Below are 17,470 nucleotides of genomic sequence, written 5' to 3'. Positions count from 1 at the left end.
CATTGTGGGGGTCACTGGACCCATATGGATGACCATTCACGAAAAGCAAGGCACCTCCTTTAACTTGCTCCTCTATCCACAACAGTATAACACAAGTTTCAACGTCATTTGCAGAAAAAAGACACCAGTTTACACACCGGCGTCTTTGAACAAAGTGGCGATCGATCCGCCCTCGATAATAATATGGGTTGCCTGGGCCAACATGGGCGCTACGGACAGCACCTTAAGCCGCATTTTGCAGTGATGGTCCGGGAGCACAATGGAGTCTGTGACCACGATTTCCTCGATATGTGCATGGTCGAGACGGTCAAGTGCTTCACCGGAGAAAAGACCATGGGTCGCGCACACAATGGCATCATTGGCTCCCCGATCCTTTAAGCTTTCCACCACTTGCACGATGGTGGTTCCCGTATCAATCAAGTCTTCGATAATAATCGGCGTGCGACCCGCCACATCCCCTATAACATGGGTAATAACCGCTTCGTTATGGGCAGGACGCTGCTTGACCATCATGGCAAACGGCGACCCCAGGCGGCTCGAAAGCTTCTCGGCCGTCTTCGCCCGACCGGCATCGGGAGAAACGATAACCGGATTCTCGATGTTCTTGGACTTCAGATACTCCGTAATCAAATCCAGCGCAGTCAGATGATCCACCGGTATATTGAAGAAGCCCTGAATGGCTGGCGCATGCAGATCGATGGTTATCACGCGGTTGGCACCGGCTGTGGTCAGCACGTCGGCTACCATTTTAGCCGATATCGGTTCACGTGGCGCTGACTTTCGTTCCTGTCTGGCATAACCGTAATAAGGCACAATGATATTGATCGTTCTGGCGGAAGCGCGCTTCGCGGCATCAATCATAACCAATAGCTCCACGAACATTTCATTGATAGGGTGAGAAAAGGACTGCAGCAGGAAAACATCGCAATTGCGGATGCTCTCTTCAAAGTGCACATAAACTTCGCCACTCTGAAAGCGGGAAATCTTGATCTTTCCCGGTTCAACTCCCAACTGCTGACTGATATTTGCGGCAAGCGTCGGATTTGAAGTGCCGGCGAACAATCGTAATGAACGATTCATGAGGACCTCCTGACGAGAGTGGTTGATAATGTCGGCTGATGCAGCGATCTCGTTGAAAGCGCTATCGTCAAATCAGGCCGTTCCCGCCTCCGTCAACCTCTTCGAAGAAGGGTCTCTAGGAGTAGAAAACAGCCGTCTGCAATAAACCTGTTTGCAATTAGTGCTTTTCTTTATTATACATGGTTTCCCTCAACATTCAAAAGCACCATCTCCCGCTTCCGGTTACGGAAGGTCGCAACCTCCCGAACGCCAAGCTCCGATAGCAGTGCCCGGGCCTGATCCAGATGCTCGCCCAGCTTCATCGGCTGGTGGGCATCCGACCCTAAAGTCAACGGAATGCCAAGCTTCATCGCTTCTTCCAGCATGCGGCGGCTTGGAAACATTTCCTCACAGGCCTTCGATAAGCCGGAGGCGTTCAGCTCCATGGCTTTTCCGCTTTGGGCCACGGCCGCAAGCGCTCCTTGCTCCAAAGCGATCACTTCCGGCTTCTGCTCGGGGCCCGGCCCATAACCGAAACGCTTGATCACGTCCAGATGACCCATGATATCATAGAAGCCGGTCGCGGCGGCTTTCTGCACCGCATCATAATATCGTCTATAAACCTCAAGCGGATCCTTGCCCTCCCAGCCTTGGGTCTGACGGTAATCCGTAATATCCCATTCACCAAGAAAATGAACGGAGCCAATGACATAATCCCATGGATAGTCATTCACAATCCGCTCAATCTGTTCTTCATAACCCTCGATATAATCGCCTTCGAGTCCGATCCGAATGTCAATCTGCCCTTGGTAGCGTTCCTTCAGCAGCAGGCACTCTTCCACATAACGCGGCAGCTCGTCCATCGGCATGGCCATCTCCGGATAGTACGCCTCCGGATCCACGTGTATCAAAGGCATATGATCCGACAAGCCCAATTGATCCATCCCGAGTTCAATGGCGCGCCGTACATACTCCTCCAGCTGCCCCTCGGCATGTCCGCACCGGGCATGGTGGGTATGGTAATCAATATGCATCGGTAAGCCTCCTAATCGCGGCGCGGCCGTTCATGGCGGCGGCTTAGCTCATCCATGATCTCATCCAGCGGGAGCTTCCGCTCCTGGAGAAGTACCAGCAGATGGTAGATCAGATCGCTGATTTCTAGCTTAAGCTCGGCGTTGTCTTTATTTTTGGCGGCGATGATTGTTTCCGAAGCTTCTTCGCCCACCTTCTTAAGGATTTTGTCTACCCCTTTATCAAAAAGGTAAGTCGTATAGGCTCCTTCAGGCCGCTCCACTTCACGCTGGGCAATGACCTCTTCCAGCTCGGCAAGCACCGCAAACCGCCCGCTCTCTGCAGCTGCATGGTTGTTCACAGGCTCGCTCTTCTGCCCCTGAACCGTAATCTCATTGAAGAAGCAGGTCGTTTGTCCGGTATGACAAGCCGGTCCCTTCGGATTCACCTGCAGCAAGAGGGTGTCTCCATCACAGTCGTACGTCATGGAAACCACGGTTTGAACGTTCCCGGAAGTTGCCCCCTTATGCCACAGTTCCTCGCGCGAACGGCTCCAGAACCAAGTTTCCCCGCTTTCCAGCGTCAAGCGGAGAGACTCCCGATTCATATAAGCCATCATCAGCACCTGCTTGCTCTGTGCATCCTGTACAATCGCCGGCACCAAGCCCGAGGCATCCCAACGGATATGCTCGCTGACCTGCTCCAGGGATAAATCCTTCAACATATCTTCGCTCACCGTATATCCACTCCTTTTTGACTAAGCTGCAACTTCAGATGAGGAATCGAAATCTCTTTATAATGAAAAATCGTTGCGGCAAGACCCGCATCCGCCTTGCCTTTGGTAAACACGTCATAGAAGTGATCCTCTTTGCCGGCGCCGCCGGATGCGATGACCGGGATCTGCACCGTCGAAGATACGGCAGAGGTTAGCGACAGATCGAACCCATCCTTCGTTCCGTCCGCATCCATGCTGGTCAACAAAATCTCGCCCGCACCCAGGCTTTCCGCCTGCTTTACCCAATCCAGCGCTTTGATGCCGGAAGGCGTACGTCCGCCGTGCGTGTACACTTCCCATTCTCCCCACGCTTCGTTGTACTTGGCATCGATGGCCACAACGATGCATTGGGAGCCGAATTTTCGTGCTCCGGCCGAGATGAGCTCCGGCTGCTTGACCGCTGCCGTATTGATCCCGATTTTATCCGCTCCCGCCCGCAGAATCCGCTTCATGTCCTCGACGGACGAGATGCCTCCACCCACGGTAAAAGGGATGGCAATTTCTCCTGCCGTTCTCCGCACGACTTCCTCCATCGTCGCCCGGCCTTCGACCGATGCCGAAATATCCAGAAAGACTAGCTCGTCTGCGCCTTCCCGGTCATAGAGTGCCGCCAGTTCCACGGGATCGCCCGCATCGCGGAGATTCACAAAATTTACGCCCTTCACCACCCGGCCGTCCTTCACGTCCAGGCAAGGTATGATCCGTTTTGCCAGCATGCCTTTCCCCTCTTCCCCTATGAACTCTGTCGATCAATCGCTTATTTGAACGGAACCTTGGTCCGGCCTCACTTGATTCGCGTAATGGCCTCGTTCAGATCAATATTGCCTGTATACAGTGCCTTGCCTACGATTGCTCCGCCTACACCGTCACCGCTGTGCGCGCTGAGCGCCAGCAAATCGTCCAGCTTCGTCACGCCGCCCGAAGCGATGACCGAGCGGCCGCTGGCTTTGGCAAGCGAGACAATCCCCTCCACGTTAGGCCCCTGCATCATCCCGTCACGGGAAATATCGGTAAAGATGAAGGTTTCCGCTCCTTTGGCTGCCAGCTCCTTAGCCAACACCTCGGCTTGAACCTCGGACGTCTCCAGCCAGCCCCTGGTTGCCACGTATCCGTTGCGCGCATCGATCCCGATGGCCACCTTATCCCCGTACTTGCCCAGCACCTCTTCCGTGAAGACACGGTCTTCAATCGCCGCCGTACCGATGATCACCCGGCTGACGCCAAGCGACAGCAGCCTCTCCACATCCGCCAGCGTGCGCAGGCCTCCGCCTACCTGAACCGGAACTTGGACGCTGGCTGCGATCTTCCCGATGATATCGTCATTTACCGGATGGCCTGCCTTGGCTCCGTCCAAATCCACGAGATGAATAAAGGTGCCGCCCTGCTCTTCCCATGATTTGGCTACCTCCAGCGGATTATCATTGTATACCGTTTCTTGATTATAATCGCCTTGCACGAGTCTGACGCATTTGCCGCCACGAATATCGATTGCCGGATATATGATAAAAGAGGACATCCCCATTCCCACTTTCCTTCTGGTCTATTTGATCGCCTTACATTACGTTAAAGCCAAGAAATTACGAAGCAGGCTCATCCCAAGCTCCCCGCTCTTCTCGGGATGGAACTGCATGCCGTACACCGAACCGCGGCCCACGATGGCCGTCACTGGCTGACCGTAATCAGTAACCGCCAGCAAATCAGCCTGAACCTCAGGAAGAACATGATACGAATGGACAAAATACACATGACCTTCCTCAAGTCCCGCAAACAGCGGATGCTCCCGCTTCCCGAACTGCAATGAATTCCAGCCCATATGCGGCACCTTGTAGTCACCACCCGTAAACCGAACAACCGATCCGGGCAAAATATCCAGCCCTTCAAACTGGCCATGCTCCTCGCTCCGGCTGAACAGGAGCTGCATGCCGAGGCAAATTCCCAGCAGCGGCTTCCCTGATTCCGCAGCATCCTTCATGACCGAGTCCAGCGAGGTTTCACGCAGCTGCTCCATGGCATCGCCGAACGCGCCGACGCCCGGCAGAATGACGCCATCCGCCGCCAGAATCTCCTCCCGCTTCCCCGTGACGAGCGGCTCATACCCAAGCCGCTCCACTGCTTTGCTCACGCTATGCAGATTGCCCATGCCATAATCCACGATTGCAATCGCCATCGATTAGAGCACTCCCTTCGTGGAGGGCACGCCGGTCACCCGCGGATCCACGGTAGTCGCCTCATCCAATGCACGGCCGAGCGCCTTAAATACCGCTTCAATCATATGGTGGGTATTGTGTCCGTAATGAACGATGACATGCAGCGTAATACGGGCTTCCAGCGCCAACTTCCACAGAAATTCATGAACAAGCTCGGTATCAAAAGAGCCTACTTGCTGCGAAGGATATTCCGCTCGGTACTCAAAATGCGGGCGATTGCTGATATCTACAATGACTTGAGCAAGCGCTTCATCCATCGGTACAAATACGCTGGCATATCGCTTAATACCCTTTTTATCGCCCAGCGCCTCGCGGAACGTCTGCCCCAGGCAAATCCCGATATCCTCCACCGTGTGATGGTCATCGATCTCAATATCTCCCTTCGCTTTCACGCGAAGATCAAATTGGCCATGCTTCGTAAACAAATCAAGCATATGATTCAGAAACGGCACATCGGTCTCCAATTCCGAGATCCCGGTTCCATCGACATTGAAATCCAAGGCAATATCGGTTTCATTGGTTTTGCGGCTCACGCCGGCTGATCTTGCTGCTGCATCCAAACTGCTCACGTTGACTGCCTCCTCTATACGTATCTAATATAACGAATCATTGATGCTCCTCTTTATTGATTAACGCTCCTGCTCCAGTCGAATCTCGATCGCCCGGGCATGGCCTTCAAGCCCTTCTCGCCGGGCCAGCTCCATAATCTGCTCGCCGTCGCGCAGCAGCGCTTCTTTGCTATAGTAGATCAAGCTCGATTTTTTAATGAAATCGTCCAGATCCACCGGCGACGCAAACCGTGCCGTCCCATTCGTCGGGATGATATGATTCGGCCCTGCAAAATAATCACCTACCGGCTCCGAGCTATATGGCCCGAGGAAGATTGCGCCTGCGTTCTCGATCTGGCCCACGATGGCCATCGGCTCCGCCGTCACGATCTCCAGGTGCTCCGGCGCCAAACGGTTAATAACTTCTATCCCTTCGTTAAGGGATTCCGCGATGATCACCGCGCCATAAGTGTCCACGGAGGCCCGGGCAATGTCGCGCCGCGGCAGCAGCTCAAGCTGCCGCTCTACTTCGGCGGCAACGGCCTCACCCAGCTTGCGTGAAGGCGTTACGAGAATGGCCGAAGCCATCTCGTCATGCTCTGCTTGGGAGAGTAAATCCGCCGCAATATACGAAGCATCCGCGCTGTCGTCGGCTAATACCGCAATCTCGCTCGGACCGGCCAGGCTGTCAATATTGACCGCACCATATACTTCTCGCTTAGCCAACGCAACGTAAATATTGCCGGGACCGCAAATTTTATCAACAGGGGAAATGGTCTCCGTACCGTAGGCCAACGCCGCAATCGCCTGAGCTCCTCCAACGCGGTAGATCTCCGTAACGCCGGCCTCGGCCGCGGCTACCAGGATATAGGGATTAATCCCATCCTTCCCGCCGGTTGCCGGGGGAGTGACCATGACAATCTCAGGCACGCCTGCCACTTGTGCCGGGATCACGTTCATCAGCACGGACGAAGGGTAGGCTGCCTTTCCTCCGGGCACATATACACCCACGCGTTTCAACGGACGAATGATCTGCCCCAAGATGCTGCCGTCGGCTTGAAGATCCATCCAGGAATTCCGCTTCTGCTTCACATGAAAAGCACGTATGTTATCCGCGGCAGCCTGAATCGCCTTTACAAACGAAGGCTCCACATGATCATAAGCTGCTTTGAGTTCTTCATCCGTTACGCGAAGCTGATCTGCGGTCAGACGGACACGATCCAATTGCTCGGTATGCCGCAGCAAAGCAGCATCTCCTTCGGATCGAACATCCCGCACAATCGCTTTCACAACTTCATTCTGCTCTGGTGTGCCGTAATCATTTTCCCGTTTCAGCTGAAAGTCCCGTGCTGATACAACCTTCACCTTAATCTCCCCCAATCCCGCTGCTTGCATCACATTCTGTTTTCGATATACGCATATCGTTCCTAACTCAATCGATTATCAATCTGTCCGATCACCATGCTCATCCTGTTTGTACCTGTGTTTCTTAGCGCTGTTTATTCGCTCCCTCAGACATAATGACCGTTTGCAGGCGATCGCATAATGCCTGAATTTCATCATTCTTCATCCGATAGCTGACGCGATTGGCAATCAGGCGACTTGTGATCTCAAAGATGCTGGTCATTTCAATAAGTCCGTTCTCCTTGAGCGTTTGGCCTGTTTCCACCATATCCACGATCCGGTCCGCCAACCCGATAAGGGGTGCAAGCTCAATCGAACCGTTCAGCTTAACCACCTCAACCTGCTGGCCTTGTTCACGGAAATACTGCGAAGCGACATTCGGATATTTGGTAGCAACCCGCTGACGAATGCCCGGCTTCCAGTCCGGCAAGCCGATAACCGACATCCGGCACCTTGCGATGCCGAGATCCAGCAGCTCATAAACGTCCTTGTTCTCTTCCATCAGCACATCCTTGCCAACAATTCCAATATCCGCGACACCGTATTCCACATAAGTCGGCACATCCACCGGCTTTGCCAGAATAAATTCCATTCCTGCCTCCGGCAAGGGAATGACCAGCTTGCGCGTCTCATCCACATCGAGGGGAATCGGAAGTCCGGCTGAACGGAACAGCGCGGATGCTTTTTTATATATACGCCCTTTGGGCATCGCTACTTTCAACGTTTCCGCCACGTTCAAATCCTCCTGACCTTGACCTATATAAAATAGGGTGATATATCAACGTTCTATCGAAGGGTAATGATCTCCTGGTAGCCTCTGTTAAGCAGACTGCCGGATACGACGGGCACGCCTTCACCGCGAATATTTGCCGAATCCGGAATGATCGAGGTGATGACGGTATGGCCCTGCGCCCGCAGTTGTGACGCTTTTGCCAAACCTTCTTTGCGATAGGAAGCCGTGTAACGGATCAGTATGGGCAGCTCTTCCGCAATCTCTCCCCCCTGAACCCCATCCAGAATGCGATTGGTCTTAAGCGCAAAGCCGGTTGCCGGAACCGCACGGCCAAACTGCTGCAGCAGCTTGTCATACCGACCGCCGCTCGCTACGGGTGAACCAAGTTCAGCAGCATAGCCTTCAAACGTCATACCGGTGTAATAGGAGAAGTCTCCGAGCATCGTCAGATCAAACAGAACATGCCTGGAGACATCGTATGCCTCCAGCACCTCCCATACTCTGCACAGATGCTCAATAGAAGCTCTTGCGAGATCGTTGCTGCTAATCTCAAGTGCCTGCCCGGCAATCTCCCGGCCCCCGCGCAGCTTCAGGATTCCCTCCAGCTGGTCCTGCTGTGTCTCCGTAAGGAGCAGACTGGCAATGGTGTTACGGTATCCGACATAGTCGCGGTTCAGCAGGTCCTGCTTCAGGCTCTCTTGATCCTCCGTCCGCTCAGGCAGCACTTCCTGGAGCAGGCCATTAAGGTAACCCATATGCCCCATCGCGATTTTGAATTTCTCCACGCCTGCCGCCTTCAGGGATTCGATCGCCAGTGCAATCACTTCGGCATCGGCCTCCGGCGTATCGTCGCCTACAAGCTCTACTCCCGTCTGGAAGAATTCAGCCTCCCGGCCCGCCTCCTCTTCGATTGCGCGAAATACATTCGCATGATAGGACAAGCGCACCGGTAACGGCTCATCCTTCAGCAGCGACGACATGACCCTTGCTATGGGGGCGGTTAGATCGGACCGCAGCACCATGGTCGTTCCGCGCTTATTCAATAATTTAAACAGTTTTTGGTCCGACGTAGAGCTTGCCACGCCTACCGTATCGTAATATTCCATCGTTGGTGTCATAATCTGCCGGTATCCCCAGCGGTCCATACATGCCAGCACTTCACGTTCAATCCGGCGCAGCTTCGTGACCGCATGAGGGAGATAATCACGAACACCTGCCGGTTTCTCGAAGCCTTTCGGTTTAGACATGACGCTCCACCTCAAATTCAGAAAAGTCTTTAATATGGTAAAGTGGTACCTTGCTAATAAATTAAAGGATATTGGCTATATTACCATGAACTCTGCCCGATCGTCAATGCATCGTGGAGGCTTCCTGCTGTGTATCGTTCTCTGTTGTTCTTCACCTTAGCCGCCAAAGAATTCGCTTAACTTCTGGGTATAATTGTAACACAAGAACAAGCTGGAGTGGCTTGCTTGTCTGTGGATTGAATCTCTCATGTCTTTAGCGGCATAAATAAAAATACATTAGATGGTATCGTATGGTTAGGCCACCCCGTAATCTCTAGATCGCTAATCATACAAAAAAGCCGCCCGATTGCCGGACGGCTTTGCTTCATAATGTCTGGTATGAATAAAGAATATGCCTGTTATGATTATAGATCAACTGATTTCTTGCTGTCGCCTGCAACGGTGTCTTTTCTCTGCGATGGCGCTTTTGGAGCTTTGGATGATGGCTTCAATGATCGTGGAACGCTGCCAAGCAGCACCCAGGAGCCTGGAATCCATCGGAACACTGTTTGTACGACCAGCGCACTAACAATCAGCGCAGTTACCATGCCGCCATAAATCCAGATGAGATAATCATCGGTTACCGGATTCAGCTTGAGATCGTACTCCCGATACAGGAACAGCCAGAGAGGATGCACCAGATAGATCGCGAAGGACAACTCGCCAATCCGCGTCAGCACCTTCACGATGAGTCTCCAACCGCTGTTATACAGCCAGCTGGCCAGCTGCATCAGCACAATGGCGGAGAAAACCGTGTGCAGATTCCATAACAGCTCGTACAACAGGGAGTCGTATTTGGCACCGTGCAATCTCTGATTGTACCAAATCTGCACGTGCGTCAGCGCCATCGCGAGCCAGCCCGCCCATAACACGACTGTACCTGCTCTTTGACCTGACGTCTGCTTTTTCCAAGATGACGTAAGCCAGCCCTTGAATTTGTCGTAATTCATCGCCAGATAAGCACCCAGCATATAGTAGGCTAAATACGAGATCGCCAAGCTTCCTTTAAACGTGTAGTGCAGCTCGTATTTATTCCATATGATAAAGCCCCATTGAAGCAGGAACCCGATGGGAACCGCCCACCGTACGAGAAACCGGGACGATTTGAACAGCTTGAGGAAGATCGGAAACAGGATGTAGAACTGCAAGCTAATAAACACAAAGTATAAGTGCGTATAGTTCTGCCCCCGAATCAAGCGTTCAAAGAATATCGGCATCTGTGCCCATAGATCAAATGAGCTGTTGAGCAACCCGTTCTGATACATCCGCACAAAGAAATAGATGATCGAGAACAACACATAAGGCAGCAGAATGTACAAGAGCCGCCGTTTGTAGAAGTTTTTGATCAGATCCTTAGTCAGCGGCCGGTCCGCATAGTTATAGAACAGCACAAAGCTGCTTAGGAATATAAACGAGGGTGTGCCGTATTTAAAGAAAATATTCAAAAAATTAATAATATAATAGAATCGCGAATCAATCGCATCGACCGTTGCAAATGAAGTCGCATGAACGTGAAGCACGCCCAGGATGGCCAGCGCGCGATAAATATCGAGCTGCGGGAGCCTTTCCTTTTTGTTCAGCGTTGCACTCATGTCAGGCGTCGCCTCCTTGTTTTCAAGTTTTTTCATAGAGTCATTGTATAAGGATAGGCGGGCAAAAAAGTCCCTCAAGGCTATCATACCCAGGGGACTATTGAATCGCTTTGTGTCATGTTATCCTCTACTCATTCTACAATAATTCAGGTAGCTTGAGAACCTAACTTGTCACATTACCTCAAATTGACTCACTTTCCGTTGATGTCCTCTTCAGCTCTTGCAATGGATTGCCGCCTACAAAAACACCCGGTGCCACATCTTTATGTACGACAGACCCTGCAGCAACAACCGCTCCATCTCCGATCGTTACACCAGGCAAAATCGTGGTGTTCGCGCCGATGAGTACGTTCTCCCCGATCCGCACTTCACCCAGACGATATTCCTTTATTAAATACTCATGGGCAAGAATCGTTGTATTGTAGCCGATCACCGAATTCTCGCCGATGGATATTTTCTCCGGAAAAAACACATCCACCATGACCATCAATCCAAACGCGGTATGCCTCCCCACCTTCATCCCGAGCATATGGCGGTATATCCAGTTCTTCAAGGGCAGAATAGGACAATAGCGGGCCAACTGGATAAAGATGAAGTTCTTGACGCCCTTGAACGGGCTCACGGTGCGGTAGATTTGCCATAACGCGTTGGGCCCTTCTACAGGATAACGGGTAATCTTTCTGGCCATGCTGCCAAAACTCCTATTCCTCTTGAAGTCCTACGATCTCATACAGGTCTTTCATATCCTTTAAAACATAATCCGGACCATACTCCATCAGCTTCTGCTCACCCTTCAGGGACCAAGCTACAGCTGCGGCCTTCACGCCCGCCGCCTTGGCAGATTGAATGTCGACCGGGCTGTCCCCGATCATCAACGTCGTAGCCGGATTGGCGCCGAGACGCTCGATCGCCGTCAGAACGGGCTCAGGATGCGGTTTCGGATGCTCGACGTCGTTCACTGTCACAATCGCCGACATGAAGCGCTCCAGATCGTACTTCTCCAAAGTCATCATCGTGGAGGGGCGGATCTTCGTGGTTACGATCCCCAGTGAAAGCCCATGACGATGAAGACGCTCCACGACTTCATTTACATGGGGGAATGGTCTAACCATCTCATCATGATGAAGCGTGTTGAAGGAGCGGTATGCTTTGATAAGCGGACTAACGTCATCAACGCCCCCCGAGAAAGCCTGCAGCTGCTGCTCCAGCGTGGTTCCCATATGTGGAATGATCTGCTCCCTGGTTAGCGGTCCTGGGGCCTGAGCCTCAAAGACATGCAGAAACGACGAGATAATCAATTCATTCGTATCAATAATGGTTCCGTCCAAATCAAACAGTACGGTTTCGATCATGCTGCAACTACTCCTTTTTGTCCTCCGTATCTGGTTTTATTGCCGGAGTATCTTCTACTGGGGACGGTTTGACTTCCGTCTCCTGGACTTGGGTTAGAGGGCTTTTGTCAGCCGTCTCTGCTGGCTCTGCTGCCGGTTTGTCCTGCTTAACAGGTGCCTGCGCAGATGACTTCGCGGCTTTATTGGTCTGAAGGTCCGCTTCAGGCGTAGGACCTGCTCCGGTCTTCGTTGACACGATGGGGTCCAAATAACGCACATTGGCGCGACCCGTTACACGGCGCACAATGATCAGTACGATGCCTCCAATGACAATCAATACGGACAGCAGCTGGGAGATCCTAATATTGCCGTAAGCCGGGTCCAGATGGCCCAGTTCAAAGCCCATCCAAGTCATCGGTGCCCATAACGTATTGTTAATGAAGTCGGCAAGTCCGGCTGCGCCTTGGAACGCCAAACTGTCCGTGCGCACCGCTTCAATGAAGAATCGGCCGATGGAATACCAGATGAAATATCCGATGAAGAGCTCGCCTGCGCGCAGGAATTTCTGTCTGCGAAGAATAAGCAGGATGACAATACCGACCAAGTTCCATAAGGATTCATATAGGAAGGTAGGATGATGGAATACGCCTTGTACATTCATTTGATTGACGATGAAATCAGGCAGGTGCAGCTGCCCGCGTAAAAAGGACTCGCTGACAGGACCGCCATAGGCCTCCTGGTTAACGAAATTCCCCCAGCGACCAATGATTTGGCCGGCCAACAGAGACGGAGCACAGATATCAGCAATCCGCCAGAATGAGTAGCCTCTTCTACGTACAAAGATCAAAGCGCAGATAATGGCCCCGATGAGAGCACCAAATATCGCAATCCCGCCATTCCATGTTTTGAACACGTCCAGGAAGTTGTCCTTATAATCTTCCCATTTAAATGCTACATAATAAATACGTGCACCAATAATTGCCGAAGGTACGCCAAGCAATACCAAATCCATAAAGAACTCCTGCGGAATGCCAAAACGCTTCCCCTCGCGAATGGCCAGCAACAGCCCCACCAAAGCACCCAGCCCTAAAATCAAGCCATACCAATGAACACGCAGCGATCCGATGGAGAACACCACCGGATCGATGAGCAATGTTTGCATCACTTATAACCTCCCTAGTCCTAGTCCAAATCGTCCATATCTTCAGCGATCGTAGCTGTCAGTTTGTTCGTAAACTGCAGCGCAGCATTCAGTCCCATTTGTTTCAGTCTGTAGTTCATAGCTGCCACTTCAATAATAACCGCAAGGTTACGTCCTGGACGAACCGGAATGGTGACCAGAGGGATGTCCGTCTCAATAATTCGTGTTGTTTCTTCGTCTAACCCCAGTCGATCATACTGTTTATCCTGCTGCCAGGCTTCCAATCGCACAACAAGCGTAATCCGTTTATTGTTTCGAACGGCGCCTGCACCGAATAACGTCATTACATTAATAATACCGACTCCGCGAATCTCCAGAAGATGGCGAATGAGCTCCGGCGCCGTACCGTGCAGCTGAAAATCCGATGTCTGACGTATCTCCACCGCATCGTCCGCAATTAATCGGTGTCCGCGTTTGACGAGCTCCAGTGCCGTCTCACTTTTCCCGATACCGCTTGAGCCTGTTATCAGCATCCCTACGCCATAAACATCGCACAATACCCCGTGGATGGTTGTAGTTGGTGCAAGTTTGCGTTCCAGAAAGCTTGTGAATCGGCTTGTCAGAATAGTTGTTGCCATGCTGCTGCGCAGTACAGGCAAACCTCTCTCATTCCCGAGTTCCACCAGTTCTTCCGGCACCTCCAAGGAACGTGTTACCACGATGCAAGGTGTTTCTTCCGTGCACAGGCTGCGCATACGCTCTTTACGCTCTTCCGGCTTCAGCATTCCGAAGAAAGCCAACTCGGTGCGCCCCATAAGCTGAACCCGTTCCCGCGGATGGTATTCAAAATAACCGGCCATTTCCAATCCCGGGCGATTCAGATCGTCCGTTGTAATCTGACGTTTCAAGCCTTCCTCACCTGCGATGACCTCCAGCTGAAACTGCTGGACCAGCTCGGATACCTTCACTTTCTTGGCCATGGTCTTACCCCTCTTCTTCCATTGTATGTTGACATCACAACGAAACCGTCATATGGCACGGCCCGTCTTGGATGATATATTCCATCATTCAGCTATTCCTAAAGAACACTACTGTACATTTACCTGCGATCTTGGAAATTACCATGAAATATGCTCAACATCCCATATGTTCAATACGTATGTATGCCTTGCTTTGTGCTTATCTTATCGAAAAAAGCCAATGAATGCAATTCTAACCGACTACTCCATTGCGACATTAGGCTTATATAGGGGTGTGCTTTAAATAGATTGCTGCCCATGGAATACCTCAATTGGCATCGGCAAAGGATATCCAAACCTTTTCCCAGGGCGTGAATGCTAGCGTGATATTGTCTTTTTCTCCTAAAAAAACCGCCCCTTGAGGGGGCGGTTTTCAAGAGATCCCGATTGCTGAAGATTAGTCTTCGAGCAATACGTTCAATTCAGACTCTTTATCAAAGATATGAACTTTGTTCATGTCGAGTGCCAATTTCACATTGTCGCCTTCGCGAGTAGTCGAACGTCCGTCTACACGGCCGATAACCGTATCGGTACCCAAGCCGCTCAGGTACAAGAGCATTTCGTGACCAAGGTTCTCGGTTACATCGACTTTTGCAGAGAAGATCGTATTCGGGGAAGCTTCCAGGAAGACTGGCTCTTCATGAATATCTTCCGGACGAACACCCATGATCACTTCTTTACCAATCATGGATTTATTTTTGAGCAATTGTGCTTTACCACCTGGTACTTGAACGTTCAAGCCCTGGGAAGTGAAGTATACGCCACCGTTTTGTTCGGACAATTTACCGTTGATGAAGTTCATGGTTGGGGAACCGATGAAACCAGCAACGAACAGGTTGTTCGGATTGTTGTACAGTTGCTCTGGTGAATCCGCTTGTTGAATGATGCCGTCTTGCATAACAACGATACGATCACCCATCGTCATAGCTTCTGTTTGGTCATGCGTTACGTAGATACAAGTGGTTTCAAGACGCTTAACCAGCTTGGTGATTTCGGCACGCATCTGACCGCGGAGTTTCGCATCCAAGTTGGAAAGCGGCTCATCCATCAAGAAGACTTGTGGATCACGGACAATCGCACGACCCAAGGCAACACGCTGACGCTGACCACCGGACAGAGCTTTTGGCTTACGCTCAAGCAAATGCTCGATATCCAGGATTTTTGCTGCTTCACGTACACGCTTATCGATTTCGTCTTTCTTCACTTTACGGAGTTTCAAACCGAATGCCATGTTCTGATATACGTTCATATGTGGATACAAGGCGTAGGATTGGAATACCATCGCGATGTCACGATCTTTAGGTGCTACATCGTTAACAACACGGTCGCCAATGTAAAGTTTACCCTCAGAAATTTCCTCAAGACCCGCGATCATACGCAGTGTCGTGGACTTACCGCAACCGGAAGGACCTACCAAAACCAAAAATTCTTTATCTTTAATATCCAAATTAACGTCAATTACAGTTGCTTTATCCGAACCTGCATACTTTTTGTAAATATGCTCTAAGCGTACACCAGCCATGTGCATTTGCCCCCTCATATGAATGTTATGAAATCGAATACAATTAATTTATAATCTTATATTACCCCATAGGCACCTGACTTGCTATACACAATCTGCACAAAAAACCTATTTCCTTTTCGTCACTTTATACAATAGAAGCGTTATTTTCACTAAAACCGCATCACTGAAGCTCCGAACATCTAACCCCGTCTCCTGTTTAATCTTATCCAGCCGGTACAGCAGCGTGTTGCGGTGAATATACAGGTGCTTGGCCGTCTCACTCACGTTACAATCCAATTCGAAAAAAGACTCGAGCGTTGACAATGTCTCGCTATCCTCGAACAAATCGGTATGGCCGGCAGCGTACTCGCGCAGGAATTGATTGCGCTGGTACTCGGGAATGCTATAAACCAGACGCTCCAGATGAAGCCCAGTCGATAGATGGATATGTTCCTTGACCTGGAATGTACGGCCGATGGTCATGGTCTCTCTTAACATGCTAACAGTCTGTGGCAGAGCATGCAGCGCATTAACCGCCGGTATCGCCGAGATATGGAAATCCCCCACCCATTCCGTTGAAATCAGCTCGTAGAGCCCCATACAGAATAAGGAGAGCAAATCCTGGTCGCCGTCCAACGAAGTATCCTCTTTATCATCGGTCGTTATACCATCCAGCAATTCTTGGTTCGCTAAGATAATCCATTCCTTATCAAGCAGTGGCACCAGAATGATGTCCCCGCCAAAATAGCTGCGCAATAACCGATGCAGCGCCTTATAGCTTGGAGTGGGAGCATGCTCGCTTTCATGAATTAGAAGAAAGGGAACCATGTCCTCAGTCAAACTTGTTCGAATCAACATTTCATCTGGTAATTCAGCAAGCAGTTCACCGGCTTGCAGGCGTTCCTTTAACCAGCCACCCAACTGTTGGGCGCGTCGTTCTTCTTCAACCTTACCGGTATTCTTGGGCACTCCCCCTGGCATCGTATCCTGCAGGCTCGACAATAGTAGAGTTATAAGCCCAATCTCCGACTCCGTCAAAGCACCCTGATCCGCTACGATTACCTGGCTAGGATCCTGTGGATTCACTGGAATCCAAATCTCACCCAGGTCCTTGCGAGCATAGGCGCCGTTAACCTTTCGGGATTTGTGCGAGATTCCGTTTTCTACACGGTTATTGGACCCCTGAACTCCTACCTCTTGACCAATCCGATCACCAAATGGCGGTGAGGTCGCCATTGATTTTGTTAACCATGCCGCTTCCTGATCATTCAATGTTTTTAAACCGAGTGAGGTACCCAAGGTCTGCTCTAGTTTCTGAACGATGTGCTCCATCTCCACCATTGATGACTCCACCACTTTATCGTTTTTTCTTATTTTAGCATAAGACCCAGTACAAGCGACAATGCCTTCTCTCTAAGCCCATTTACATTGGACAAAAACAGCCTAAAACAATACAAAAAGAGCCGTCAACAACGTTGACGACTCTTCGGATGAGCCATGAAGGACTCGAACCTTCGACACCCTGATTAAAAGTCAGGTGCTCTACCAACTGAGCTAATGGCTCTTATTACTGGTGGAGGATGATGGATTCGAACCACCGAACTCGGACGAGAACAGATTTACAGTCTGCTGCGTTTGGCCACTTCGCTAATCCTCCAGGATATAAAGGTGGCTCGGGACGGAATCGAACCGCCGACACGAGGATTTTCAGTCCTCTGCTCTACCGACTGAGCTACCGAGCCTTATATACATGACATAAAAATAAAGTTCGGCATCCCACTTTAATTTGTGGAAAACCGACTATTTTTATTCCTTAAAATTAATAATGGCGGAACTGACGGGATTCGAACCCGCGATCTC

The 17,470-nt window shown here is 51.0% G+C and carries 17 protein-coding genes and 4 tRNA genes (1 of these 21 cut by a window edge); all 21 read right to left on the bottom strand.

All coding sequences use genetic code 11. From position 1 onward, the window contains the following. Window positions 1–129 precede the first annotated feature (129 nt). The gene (locus MKX98_RS00865) at window positions 130–1,080 is read right to left on the bottom strand and encodes a ribose-phosphate pyrophosphokinase (protein ID WP_194540370.1); all 951 of its coding nucleotides are present in this window, start codon (window positions 1,078–1,080) and stop codon (window positions 130–132) included. Window positions 1,081–1,253: 173 nt separating this feature from the next. Further along, window positions 1,254–2,093, bottom strand: coding sequence for a histidinol-phosphatase HisJ (gene hisJ / locus MKX98_RS00860; RefSeq protein WP_220686991.1), 840 nt, complete (start codon window positions 2,091–2,093; stop codon window positions 1,254–1,256). An 11-nt stretch (window positions 2,094–2,104) separates the two neighbouring features. After that, the gene (gene hisIE, locus MKX98_RS00855) at window positions 2,105–2,806 is read right to left on the bottom strand and encodes a bifunctional phosphoribosyl-AMP cyclohydrolase/phosphoribosyl-ATP diphosphatase HisIE (RefSeq protein ID WP_194540368.1); all 702 of its coding nucleotides are present in this window, start codon (window positions 2,804–2,806) and stop codon (window positions 2,105–2,107) included. After that, the gene (gene hisF, locus MKX98_RS00850) at window positions 2,803–3,561 is read right to left on the bottom strand and encodes an imidazole glycerol phosphate synthase subunit HisF (RefSeq protein WP_071219450.1); all 759 of its coding nucleotides are present in this window, start codon (window positions 3,559–3,561) and stop codon (window positions 2,803–2,805) included. The genes hisIE and hisF overlap by 4 nt, the downstream gene beginning before the upstream one ends. A gap of 68 nt (window positions 3,562–3,629) precedes the next feature. Beyond that, on the bottom strand, window positions 3,630–4,361 hold the full coding sequence (gene hisA / locus MKX98_RS00845) for a 1-(5-phosphoribosyl)-5-[(5-phosphoribosylamino)methylideneamino]imidazole-4-carboxamide isomerase (RefSeq protein WP_194540367.1): 732 nt from the start codon (window positions 4,359–4,361) through the stop codon (window positions 3,630–3,632). A gap of 42 nt (window positions 4,362–4,403) precedes the next feature. Continuing rightward, complete coding sequence (hisH, locus tag MKX98_RS00840; protein WP_339220886.1) at window positions 4,404–5,012, bottom strand: imidazole glycerol phosphate synthase subunit HisH; 609 nt, start codon at window positions 5,010–5,012, stop codon at window positions 4,404–4,406. Between the two features lie 3 nt (window positions 5,013–5,015). Then, entirely contained in the window at window positions 5,016–5,621 is a 606-nt protein-coding gene (hisB, locus tag MKX98_RS00835; RefSeq protein ID WP_194540365.1) for an imidazoleglycerol-phosphate dehydratase HisB, read from the bottom strand. A 60-nt stretch (window positions 5,622–5,681) separates the two neighbouring features. Beyond that, on the bottom strand, window positions 5,682–6,965 hold the full coding sequence (gene hisD / locus MKX98_RS00830; protein ID WP_339224264.1) for a histidinol dehydrogenase: 1,284 nt from the start codon (window positions 6,963–6,965) through the stop codon (window positions 5,682–5,684). A gap of 124 nt (window positions 6,966–7,089) precedes the next feature. Further along, a complete protein-coding gene (gene hisG, locus MKX98_RS00825) occupies window positions 7,090–7,737 on the bottom strand; it encodes an ATP phosphoribosyltransferase (protein ID WP_194540363.1) in 648 nt (215 codons plus the stop codon). 53 nt (window positions 7,738–7,790) lie between these two features. Beyond that, the gene (locus tag MKX98_RS00820) at window positions 7,791–8,984 is read right to left on the bottom strand and encodes an ATP phosphoribosyltransferase regulatory subunit (protein WP_194540362.1); all 1,194 of its coding nucleotides are present in this window, start codon (window positions 8,982–8,984) and stop codon (window positions 7,791–7,793) included. Window positions 8,985–9,388: 404 nt separating this feature from the next. Next, complete coding sequence (locus MKX98_RS00815) at window positions 9,389–10,615, bottom strand: acyltransferase (RefSeq protein ID WP_113060479.1); 1,227 nt, start codon at window positions 10,613–10,615, stop codon at window positions 9,389–9,391. Window positions 10,616–10,796: 181 nt separating this feature from the next. Next, on the bottom strand, window positions 10,797–11,303 hold the full coding sequence (locus tag MKX98_RS00810; RefSeq protein ID WP_071219443.1) for an acyltransferase: 507 nt from the start codon (window positions 11,301–11,303) through the stop codon (window positions 10,797–10,799). A gap of 13 nt (window positions 11,304–11,316) precedes the next feature. After that, the gene (gene ppaX, locus MKX98_RS00805; protein ID WP_194540361.1) at window positions 11,317–11,967 is read right to left on the bottom strand and encodes a pyrophosphatase PpaX; all 651 of its coding nucleotides are present in this window, start codon (window positions 11,965–11,967) and stop codon (window positions 11,317–11,319) included. Between the two features lie 7 nt (window positions 11,968–11,974). Next, window positions 11,975–13,108 (bottom strand): prolipoprotein diacylglyceryl transferase, encoded by a 1,134-nt coding sequence (lgt, locus tag MKX98_RS00800; protein ID WP_194540360.1) that lies wholly within the window; start codon window positions 13,106–13,108, stop codon window positions 11,975–11,977. A 20-nt stretch (window positions 13,109–13,128) separates the two neighbouring features. Beyond that, a complete protein-coding gene (gene hprK, locus MKX98_RS00795; protein ID WP_071219440.1) occupies window positions 13,129–14,067 on the bottom strand; it encodes an HPr(Ser) kinase/phosphatase in 939 nt (312 codons plus the stop codon). Between the two features lie 436 nt (window positions 14,068–14,503). Beyond that, window positions 14,504–15,628: a sn-glycerol-3-phosphate ABC transporter ATP-binding protein UgpC gene (gene ugpC, locus MKX98_RS00790; protein WP_071219439.1), complete on the bottom strand. Its 1,125-nt coding sequence runs from the start codon at window positions 15,626–15,628 to the stop codon at window positions 14,504–14,506. 108 nt (window positions 15,629–15,736) lie between these two features. Beyond that, a complete protein-coding gene (locus tag MKX98_RS00785) occupies window positions 15,737–16,963 on the bottom strand; it encodes a helix-turn-helix domain-containing protein (RefSeq protein ID WP_339220881.1) in 1,227 nt (408 codons plus the stop codon). Window positions 16,964–17,101: 138 nt separating this feature from the next. After that, window positions 17,102–17,174: transfer RNA gene (locus MKX98_RS00780), tRNA-Lys, on the bottom strand. A 7-nt stretch (window positions 17,175–17,181) separates the two neighbouring features. Further along, window positions 17,182–17,267: transfer RNA gene (locus MKX98_RS00775), tRNA-Tyr, on the bottom strand. A gap of 12 nt (window positions 17,268–17,279) precedes the next feature. Next, window positions 17,280–17,352: transfer RNA gene (locus MKX98_RS00770), tRNA-Phe, on the bottom strand. A gap of 84 nt (window positions 17,353–17,436) precedes the next feature. Continuing rightward, window positions 17,437–17,470 (bottom strand) — tRNA-Asp (locus MKX98_RS00765) (it continues 43 nt past the right edge of the window).

The organism is Paenibacillus sp. FSL W7-1332, assembly GCF_037969785.1.
In the GTDB taxonomy this organism is placed as follows: domain Bacteria; phylum Bacillota; class Bacilli; order Paenibacillales; family Paenibacillaceae; genus Paenibacillus_AQ.
Note: the sequence above shows the minus strand (reverse complement) of the source record. Positions and strands in the feature narration are given on the sequence as shown.

What these genes read in the sequence shown, in the direction of transcription:
- MKX98_RS00865 (WP_194540370.1), bottom strand. Translation starts at nt 1,080, where the DNA reads ATGAATCGTTCATTACGATTGTTCGCCGGCACTTCAAATCCGACGCTT.
- hisJ (WP_220686991.1), bottom strand. Translation starts at nt 2,093, where the DNA reads ATGCATATTGATTACCATACCCACCATGCCCGGTGCGGACATGCCGAG.
- hisF (WP_071219450.1), bottom strand. Translation starts at nt 3,561, where the DNA reads ATGCTGGCAAAACGGATCATACCTTGCCTGGACGTGAAGGACGGCCGG.
- hisA (WP_194540367.1), bottom strand. Translation starts at nt 4,361, where the DNA reads ATGTCCTCTTTTATCATATATCCGGCAATCGATATTCGTGGCGGCAAA.
- hisH (WP_339220886.1), bottom strand. Translation starts at nt 5,012, where the DNA reads ATGGCGATTGCAATCGTGGATTATGGCATGGGCAATCTGCATAGCGTG.
- MKX98_RS00820 (WP_194540362.1), bottom strand. Translation starts at nt 8,984, where the DNA reads ATGTCTAAACCGAAAGGCTTCGAGAAACCGGCAGGTGTTCGTGATTAT.
- MKX98_RS00815 (WP_113060479.1), bottom strand. Translation starts at nt 10,615, where the DNA reads ATGAGTGCAACGCTGAACAAAAAGGAAAGGCTCCCGCAGCTCGATATT.
- MKX98_RS00810 (WP_071219443.1), bottom strand. Translation starts at nt 11,303, where the DNA reads ATGGCCAGAAAGATTACCCGTTATCCTGTAGAAGGGCCCAACGCGTTA.
- ppaX (WP_194540361.1), bottom strand. Translation starts at nt 11,967, where the DNA reads ATGATCGAAACCGTACTGTTTGATTTGGACGGAACCATTATTGATACG.
- lgt (WP_194540360.1), bottom strand. Translation starts at nt 13,108, where the DNA reads ATGCAAACATTGCTCATCGATCCGGTGGTGTTCTCCATCGGATCGCTG.
- hprK (WP_071219440.1), bottom strand. Translation starts at nt 14,067, where the DNA reads ATGGCCAAGAAAGTGAAGGTATCCGAGCTGGTCCAGCAGTTTCAGCTG.
- ugpC (WP_071219439.1), bottom strand. Translation starts at nt 15,628, where the DNA reads ATGGCTGGTGTACGCTTAGAGCATATTTACAAAAAGTATGCAGGTTCG.